This window comes from Paenibacillus sp. MER 180, assembly GCF_023713665.1.
GTDB lineage: Bacteria > Bacillota > Bacilli > Paenibacillales > Paenibacillaceae > Paenibacillus_B > Paenibacillus_B suaedae.
In genome coordinates this window covers 75,746-83,734 of record NZ_JAMAVT010000024.1, presented here as the reverse complement: position 1 = coordinate 83,734, position 7,989 = coordinate 75,746, and the positions used below count along the sequence as shown (strand labels likewise).

The window sequence follows — 7,989 nt, the reverse complement described above, 5'->3', positions numbered from 1 at the left end:
GACTTCCCTGCTCGGTACGAGCATCTTCGCAAATTGCACTCAAACGATTGAACCGCCGTATACCGAACGGTACGTACGGTGGTGTGAGAGGTCGGCTACTCAATTAATGGGTAGCCTCCTACTCGATCATGCTCATTCAAAATTAGGGGCACCCTCTGGTTCCATTGTGTAGGAGTTATAAGAGAATTAGGTGAATCATAGAGATGCCCAATCCGAGCTTATGCTTGTAAATCCGGCCAGCGCAGCAGCAAGATCGATTGCGAGAATCCGCCGCCGAATCCATACAGTAAAGTGAGTGCTCCCGGTTTCAGACGGCCGTCTGCTAATCCTCCCGCTATCGCCAGCGGAATACTGGCTGCAGATGTATTACCATAATATTGGACACTAGTAAGCGTGCGCTCAAGCGGAATCCCACTTCGTTCACATATGGACTCTATCATCCGTAGATTTGCGCTGTGTGGCACAAAGATGTCAATTTGCTCTGTCGTGTAGCCAGTGTCTTGAAGCAATTGCTGAATGCCTACCGGAACTTGGCGGAGCGCCCACTTAAGGACTTCGCGCCCATTTTGAACTAACGTACTGTCAGGTTTCATCTCCACATCGCCAATCCGATCGGCGACAGCCTTGCGATGCAAGATCCCGCCTAAGTCTCCTGTCGTTAATGATCCAGAAGCAAGGAAACAAGATTGCTGCTCAGCAGTCCCAGCTTCTAGAAGAATCGCTCCAGCCCCATCTCCGAATAAGATGCAAGTGCTTCGATCCGTGTAATCAACCGTGCGGGTGAGCACTTCGGTTCCAATTACTAATACTTTGCGATGCATACCAGCATCAATGAGTCCTATCGCCAATTGCATGGCACTAACAAATCCTGCACATGCATTCGATATATCAAGCGCCATTGCTTGAGGGATGCCAAGTCTTCCTTGAATGATGCCAGCCGTGCTTGGGAAGAAGGCATCTGGTGTTGATGTTGCTACAAGTACTGCATCAACCGTTTGCAGATTAACATGATACGTGTCTGCCAGATTCTTAGCAGCTTCGAACGCAAGATCGCTGGCATATGTTCCTTCATCTACAATCCGTCGTTCAATCATGCCCGTTCGTTGAACAATCCATTCATGGTTCGTATCAACCATGTGCGACAGATCCTCATTTGTTAAGCGGCGCTCAGGCACATAGGTGCCGAATGCTGTAATTTGCGCTTTGGTGTGCAGTTTCACCGTTTGCATGCTTATCCTCCTTCTTTATGTTCGGACCGAAAGGGAGCGTGCGATCCAAGTAAATCGAGATGAATGAACGCCTAAACAAAAATTAGTGTATATAATTTAAATTAGTACCAGGTACTATAGTCTAATACTAATATGATAATACGTCCGGTAAAAAATTGTCAATCCATGCCTTTGTAATTTGCACGATTGGGGAATTCGTCATTCTTTTTAGGACAAGCTGATAACAAGATGCAAGGAGTGGAAGTATCGGAAAAACCTATCGGCATAACATCAGGCGGTCAGCGCATGCTAACATTGTTGGCACCTCAATTATGAACTGAACAAGGAGGAACATTGATGCGAGCAAAAGCAGTTTTGCTAACGTTGACGGCAGCATTAGTGATGACAATGGGGCTTACAGGTTGTGGAAATCGGGACAATATGTCCACGAAGAGTGTGCGTCAGCATAATATGAATTATGGCAATGATGGTGTAAGACCGCTCGGAACGGATCATCGTTATAACGCGAACCGCTACAATACGAACTTCTCGGGTGATGGACTACGTTCCTATAACATGAATCAGTTCAGCCCAGATGGTTATACACGTGGTTACGGTTATGATGGAGGTTACCGCACCAATAATTTCAACAATGGTACGTATGGACAGTATGGTACGTATGGTAACAATGGTACGTATGGTAACAATGCCTTTAACGGAGGGCGCTACGGCACTCATTCCGCGAACAAGCTGGAAATGAACCAAAAACTGGCCAAAAAAATCGCTTCCATTAAGGGTGTGAAGTCGGCACATGTCATGATGACGAACAACAACAATGCTTATGTTGCTGTTGTAACTGATCATTCATCTAAAGGAGTTCACAGCAAGAGCGTTAAGCCAGGACAAGGACCACGGCCATACTCTGCTGGCAGCCTCGGTTCTTATGACGGTACGTCTAATGTGAATGATAACATATCTGGTGACTTGAAGGCACACATTGCCAACGCGGTGAAAAAGGAAGATCCGAGCTGCAATAATGTGTATGTATCTGCCAATCCAGACTTCGTCAACCGCATGAATGAGTACAGCAAGCAAGTAAGTGCAGGCCATCCGATTGCAGGATTTGCTAATGAATTCTCTGAGATGGTGTACCGTTTGTTCCCAACCAATGTAACAAATCAATCGTACAATCATCCAACTCGCTTGCACAATATGGCTCCAGGAACAGGAACAACAGGAACTCGTTAATTTCACGCTTCGAACGGACTTCATTCCTCACTCTGTTGAGGGCGGAGTCCTGTTTACATATTCGGATAAGGGTAGCATTCGACGAACATAAGGAATTATACGGTTTTAGCCAAACAAACACGTTAGTTAGCCCATTTTTGCGCATTACCGCACCAAGTGTAATGGCTCTTCATAGTATAAATTTGACTGTATCCCTAAACCTTGTTAAATTACAAAAACTCGGGCAAGGAGGGGTGACACTTGAAGGGTAGCGATCACAAAAATAAGTTTCTACTGACTAATCGTGAGCGCGAAGTTTTTGAATTATTAGTTCAGGACAAAACGACCCGTGATATTGCACAACAATTGTTCATTAGTGAGAAAACCGTTCGAAATCATATTTCGAATGTGATGCAGAAATTGAATGTAAAAGGTCGTTCGCAAGCGGTAGTCGAGCTAATCAAGCTTGGGGAGTTAAAAATCTAACAATAAGCTAAGCCCATCGCCCTGACAATTCAGCCTTCTGGAACACATCGGTTGATGTGGGAAGGAAGGTCTTTGATGAGTAGGTCCGGATGACAGACTCGGATAGATTCGAGCGTATACCCATGCTGCATAGAACGAGCATCGTGGCAAGTACGCTTTATTTTTTGTTCCGATGGTCATGCCCTGCAATCAACAAATGGCTTCCCGAATACGATGCAGGTATCGTTTCGGGAAGCCATTCTTTTTTATGCGGATATGGTTGTAACCAAGGTATGATAACAACAGCTGCTTACATATGCGTGCTGCCTTTTACCCATACGCGTTCAATGTCCAGATCAGCATCTGTCCATACCAAGTCAGCTTGCTTGCCAACTTCGATGCTGCCTGTATAGCCGTCGATTCCAATTTGCTTCGCAGGATTCAAGCTTGCAAGGCGTGATACTTCATGCAGCGGGAGTCCTGTAAATTGAATCATATTCTTCACAGCCTGAATCATCGTAAGTGTACTGCCTGCGAGCGAACCGCCGTCAGTCAATCGGCATACGCCTTCCTTCATCGTTACAGCGAGACCGCCAAGATCATACTGTCCATCAGGCATACCAGCTGCGGACATCGCGTCTGTAATCATTACGAGCTTGCCGGAAGCCTTCGTACGGCTCAGCATCTTGATGCAAGCAGGGTGTACGTGAATTCCGTCGGAGATAATCTCAGCTGTAATGCGGTCATCGGTAAGCACGGCTCCGGCTACACCTGGATCACGATGGTGGATTGGAGTCATTGCGTTGAACGTGTGAACCGCTTGGTTCAGACCAGCATTGGCTGCGGCCGTCACTTGATCGTACGTAGCTGCTGTATGTGCTGCAGCAGCATTTACGTCGTGAGCGCGAAGCCAGCGGATGGCTTCCGTAGCGTTGTTACGCTCAGGCGCTAAGCTCACTTGCTTCATCAGGCCAGGGAAGCGTGCATGCCAATCCTCGAACCAGTCGATTTGAGGATCGATCATGTAGATATCGTTCTGTGCGCCCTTGTACTTCGGATTCACGAACGGACCTTCCAAGTGAACGCCTGCCAATTGAGTATACTTCATGCCTTGCTTGATGTAGGCATCAACCGCTACCATAACACGATCCAGTGCTTCATGAGATTGTGTCATCGAAGTAGCGAGCATAGCAGTTGTACCGTGCTCCATATGGAACTTCGTAATTTTATCGTAAGATTCGGCATTTGCATCCATGAAGTCTGCGCCGAAGCCGCCATGAATATGCAGATCGACAAAGCCTGGTAGCACCCAGCCGCCCTTAGCGTCTACTGCTTCCTTGCCCCAAGCATCCTGCTCAGGCTGTGCCAATTCTGACCACTTTCCAATAAAGGAAATAAGGCCATCTTCTACCCGAACGACTCCATCATACAATACGCCGTTCGGTGTTACGACATTTGCATTGGTTAGGGTAAACGTTGAATTAGCCATGGAAATGTTGTGCCGCCTCCTTGTCAAGCAAAACTACTACATTCGGATGAGTTTGCAACAATGATGCCGGAATTTCTGTTGTAACCGGGCCAGTCAAAGCGCGATGAACAATGTCAGCCTTGTCCGCACCGCGAACAACGAGCATAATCATTTTAGCCTTCAAGATCGAGCCAACGCCCATTGTTACCGCTTGTGTTGGCACTTCATCAATGGAATCGAAGAAGCGCTTGTTCGCTTGGCGAGTCTCTTCTTTCAATTGGACAAGATGTGTGCCTGCATGCAGATTTTGGTCTGGTTCGTTGAAGCCAATGTGACCATTGTGGCCAAGGCCAAGCAGCTGCAGGTCGATGGATGCATCAGAGAGCATCTCATCATATTGCTTGCACTCTTGTTCCAAGTCGGCTGCATTGCCGTTTGGTACACGAGTGTTCTCTTTATTGATATCGATATGATCGAACAATTGCTTGTTCATGAACGACATGTACGATTCTGGATGGCCTTCAGGCAGACCAACGTATTCGTCCAGGTTGAAGGAACGCACATTTTTGAAGCTTACATACTTTTTCTCATTCAGGCGAATCAGCTCTTGGTAGATGCCGATTGGCGTACTGCCAGTTGCCAAGCCGAGTACGGCATTAGGCTTTGTCTGGATGAGGCTTGCAAAGATGCCTGCAGCGATTTGGTTTAATTCCTCGTTTGTTTGGAACGTTAAGATGTTCATGAACTGAGTTACCTCCCTTTATCTTTACGGTACTTGCGTACCATGCGATACGACTGTTCTAGCTTCGGAATATGATCATCGAACTGCTCCGTGACCATTCCCGCGAACAAAATATCAATTATATGGAGCTGTGCGATACGGGAAGCCATGTCACCGCGACGCATGCCTTCTTCGAGAGAAGAAGCAGATAAATGAATATCAGCAAGACTAGCGAGGCGATTAGAACCAACCTTCGTTAGTGAGATGGTGGTCGCGCCGCGCTCCTTGGCGCATTGCAGCGCATCGATCGTCTCTGGTGTCTCTCCAGAATAGGAGATGGCGAACGCCACATCAAGCTCATTCAAGTTGGCGGCGGATGTAATCTGCATATGCGGATCGGAGAAGCAGGTCGCGCGTTTGCCAACACGAATCAGCTTCTGGTAGAAGTCCAGTGCTACGATACCGGACGTTGCCATTCCGTACAGATCAATCTGTCTTGCCTGCTGAAAAGCATGCATTGCCCGCTCCAGCGTAACCATGTCTAATAGCCGCGTCGTGTCGGATATCGAGCGTATATGATTGGACTCGATGGCCGTAATAATATCGCGCAGCGGATTACCTGCGATAATGTCCTGATAGGATAGTGGTGTGGACTGCTGTGCCATGTCGGCCGCCAGCTTCGTCTTGAAGTCCGGGAATCCACGGAAATGAAGGGTTTTACAAAATCTAGTGACGGTTGCGGGTGAAGTGCCGGATTGTTCAGCCAGCTCTGTGATGCCCATCGTCACTACATTGCCCGGAAACTGCAAAATATAGTCCGCCACTTTGCGCTCCTGCGGGTGAAAATCTTGAACCTGCTGCCGGATCGCATGCAAAATGCTCGACAAAAATATCATCCTCTTACGTGAAAAATGGTGAAAATAATTTTAACCATATATCTAATCTTGATGAAAATTATTTCAATATCATCATAGTCAATCCACAGCAGAAACACAAGCTGATTATGCAAAATACCACAATTTCCTCACAAATCATTTCGCGACCGTCAATTGCTCGAATCCGCATGGTTGTCCAGCTGCCGCTGCTCCCGGAAATCACGTGGCGCTATGCCAAGGCGAGTTTTGAACGTTCGATGGAAATAGGAGTAACTTTGAAATCCACACATTTCAGCAATTTGCTCCAACGGCATATATCCATGCAAAATCCGTTCGCAAGCCATCGTCAATCGGAGTTGGATGGCATAGTCCATGACGGATTGATGGAATGTTTCCTTGAAAATATGTGATGCTCTGGACACACTTAGCTGCACGCGGGTTGCAACATCCTGCAGCGTAAACGGCTCTGTAACATTCATTTCAATATAATGCTTCATTTGATGGGCGACCTGCTCACTGCGATTGCGATTCAAATAAGAGGGATGTGCGCGTTCATTTAAGGTTCTCTCCAACATGCGGAAGTAAGCAAAGCTTAGGTGTCTAACAATATCGTTCATGTTGTGGCTTCCATAGAGCCGCTGCTCCTGCATAATCTCCCGCCATATCGACAGAAGACGATCGTCGATTCCGATGTCTACCTTGCCCTGAGTGGCAACCTGGTTCCACCACGCTTGTACCCATGGACCATTCAATATGAAGTAGTAGTCGAGGCTGTGCACTTTTTTGTGAGGGATGCCTGATTCGGGGTGGCGGTACCCTATTTTCAAATCATAATGAGAGCCCGGAGACAGCATGAGCATATCGCCAGGTGTAATTTCCGTATATTGATCATCCATCCAGACATGAGCATTGCCTTCCAACTGTATGCGAATGAGGTAATGCTCCAGCTTGGGGATGACGAGAGTGAATGGCTTCGTGTGTCTCGCATGCCCGGAGTACATAATCGTAAATTCTTCTTGATTGATAGCAGATTGCGACATATTCTCCTCCATCATGTCCATATATGTGTCTACGCTCTTTACAAAGAGTATAGCAAAGATAGCAAGATTGTTCATGTTAAAAGGATATCCTTCATTCACACCCCGAAAGCAATGTGGCACAATGAAATCAGTTCATTGAAAACCTTTTCAAAAAGTAAGCCGATATCATAATCGTTCATAACGATTTATACAAAATGAGGTGGATCCATTGAAAATTGGAGTACAGCTTTATACATTGCGCGATGAGATGCAAAAAGACTTTATCGGAACACTGGAGCAAGTGGCGTCTATGGGCTATGAAGGTGTAGAATTTGCCGGCTACGGCGGATTGGCGCCGGAGAAATTAGCAGGTGAACTGAAGCGCCTGAATTTGAAGGCGGCCGGGTCTCATGTCAGCATCGAGCAATTGACTGAACACCTAGATGAGCAAATTGAAATGAATCTTGCCATCGGCAACCGGAACATCATTTGTCCGGGAATTCCGAAGCTGCACGAAGCCGATGAAGACATCTTGGAAGAGTCGGTTCGCGCGCTTGCAGCTGTTGCAGAGCGACTTGCAGCGCATGGAATTAAGCTGGGCTATCACAATCATGGATATGAATTTGAAGCTAAGATTGGGCAGGAGACGGTTTTTGATTTGCTGTTCGGCAAGCTGCCTGAAGACAGTCTCTTCGCGGAACTGGATGTATGTTGGGTGAAGCATGGTGGTTTCAACCCGTTGGAAGTAATCGCTCAATATTCAGGTCGTGTTCCGTTCATTCATTATAAGGATCTCAAATATGATGGAGACGGCAAGCCAATGACAATGGAGCTTGGTCAGGGTGAACTCGATTTAGTGGGTGTAGCTCAAACTGCTCGAGAAGCAGGAACGGAATGGCTTATCGTAGAGCAGGATGATTGTCAGCGTGCACCACTTGATAGCGTGCGCGGAAGCCGTCAATGGATTAAGGACAATCTCGGACTTTAATAGAAGACTTCAAGAGAA

8 protein-coding genes are annotated in these 7,989 nt (G+C 46.9%); 3 read left to right on the top strand and 5 right to left on the bottom strand.

The window, feature by feature from the left end; all coding sequences use genetic code 11:
* Window positions 1–218 precede the first annotated feature (218 nt).
* A complete protein-coding gene (locus M3661_RS26665) occupies window positions 219–1,229 on the bottom strand; it encodes a ketoacyl-ACP synthase III (RefSeq protein ID WP_251490003.1) in 1,011 nt (336 codons plus the stop codon).
* A 336-nt stretch (window positions 1,230–1,565) separates the two neighbouring features.
* Between M3661_RS26665 and M3661_RS26660 the strand changes: the two genes are divergently transcribed.
* Entirely contained in the window at window positions 1,566–2,456 is an 891-nt protein-coding gene (locus M3661_RS26660) for a YhcN/YlaJ family sporulation lipoprotein (RefSeq protein ID WP_251490001.1), read from the top strand.
* A gap of 240 nt (window positions 2,457–2,696) precedes the next feature.
* Entirely contained in the window at window positions 2,697–2,921 is a 225-nt protein-coding gene (locus tag M3661_RS26655) for a helix-turn-helix domain-containing protein (protein ID WP_005547175.1), read from the top strand.
* A gap of 289 nt (window positions 2,922–3,210) precedes the next feature.
* On the opposite strand, the gene nagA is transcribed toward M3661_RS26655, so the two are convergent.
* From nagA to M3661_RS26635, 4 genes are all read right to left on the bottom strand, one after another.
* Window positions 3,211–4,389: an N-acetylglucosamine-6-phosphate deacetylase gene (nagA, locus tag M3661_RS26650; protein WP_251489999.1), complete on the bottom strand. Its 1,179-nt coding sequence runs from the start codon at window positions 4,387–4,389 to the stop codon at window positions 3,211–3,213.
* Window positions 4,382–5,110: a glucosamine-6-phosphate deaminase gene (gene nagB, locus M3661_RS26645; protein ID WP_174807769.1), complete on the bottom strand. Its 729-nt coding sequence runs from the start codon at window positions 5,108–5,110 to the stop codon at window positions 4,382–4,384. The genes nagA and nagB overlap by 8 nt, the downstream gene beginning before the upstream one ends.
* An 8-nt stretch (window positions 5,111–5,118) precedes the next feature.
* Window positions 5,119–5,976: a MurR/RpiR family transcriptional regulator gene (locus tag M3661_RS26640; RefSeq protein WP_021252358.1), complete on the bottom strand. Its 858-nt coding sequence runs from the start codon at window positions 5,974–5,976 to the stop codon at window positions 5,119–5,121.
* Between the two features lie 158 nt (window positions 5,977–6,134).
* On the bottom strand, window positions 6,135–7,079 hold the full coding sequence (locus M3661_RS26635) for an AraC family transcriptional regulator (RefSeq protein WP_251489997.1): 945 nt from the start codon (window positions 7,077–7,079) through the stop codon (window positions 6,135–6,137).
* Between the two features lie 133 nt (window positions 7,080–7,212).
* Here M3661_RS26635 and M3661_RS26630 point away from each other — a divergent pair, with 133 nt between their 5' ends.
* Window positions 7,213–7,971, top strand: coding sequence for a sugar phosphate isomerase/epimerase family protein (locus tag M3661_RS26630; RefSeq protein WP_285853324.1), 759 nt, complete (start codon window positions 7,213–7,215; stop codon window positions 7,969–7,971).
* Window positions 7,972–7,989 lie beyond the last annotated feature (18 nt).

Excerpts from the sequence above, each read along its gene's own strand:
- M3661_RS26635 (WP_251489997.1), bottom strand. The coding sequence starts at position 7,079 with ATGAACAATCTTGCTATCTTTGCTATACTCTTTGTAAAGAGCGTAGAC.
- nagA (WP_251489999.1), bottom strand. The coding sequence starts at position 4,389 with ATGGCTAATTCAACGTTTACCCTAACCAATGCAAATGTCGTAACACCG.
- M3661_RS26660 (WP_251490001.1), top strand. The coding sequence starts at position 1,566 with ATGCGAGCAAAAGCAGTTTTGCTAACGTTGACGGCAGCATTAGTGATG.
- nagB (WP_174807769.1), bottom strand. The coding sequence starts at position 5,110 with ATGAACATCTTAACGTTCCAAACAAACGAGGAATTAAACCAAATCGCT.
- M3661_RS26665 (WP_251490003.1), bottom strand. The coding sequence starts at position 1,229 with ATGCAAACGGTGAAACTGCACACCAAAGCGCAAATTACAGCATTCGGC.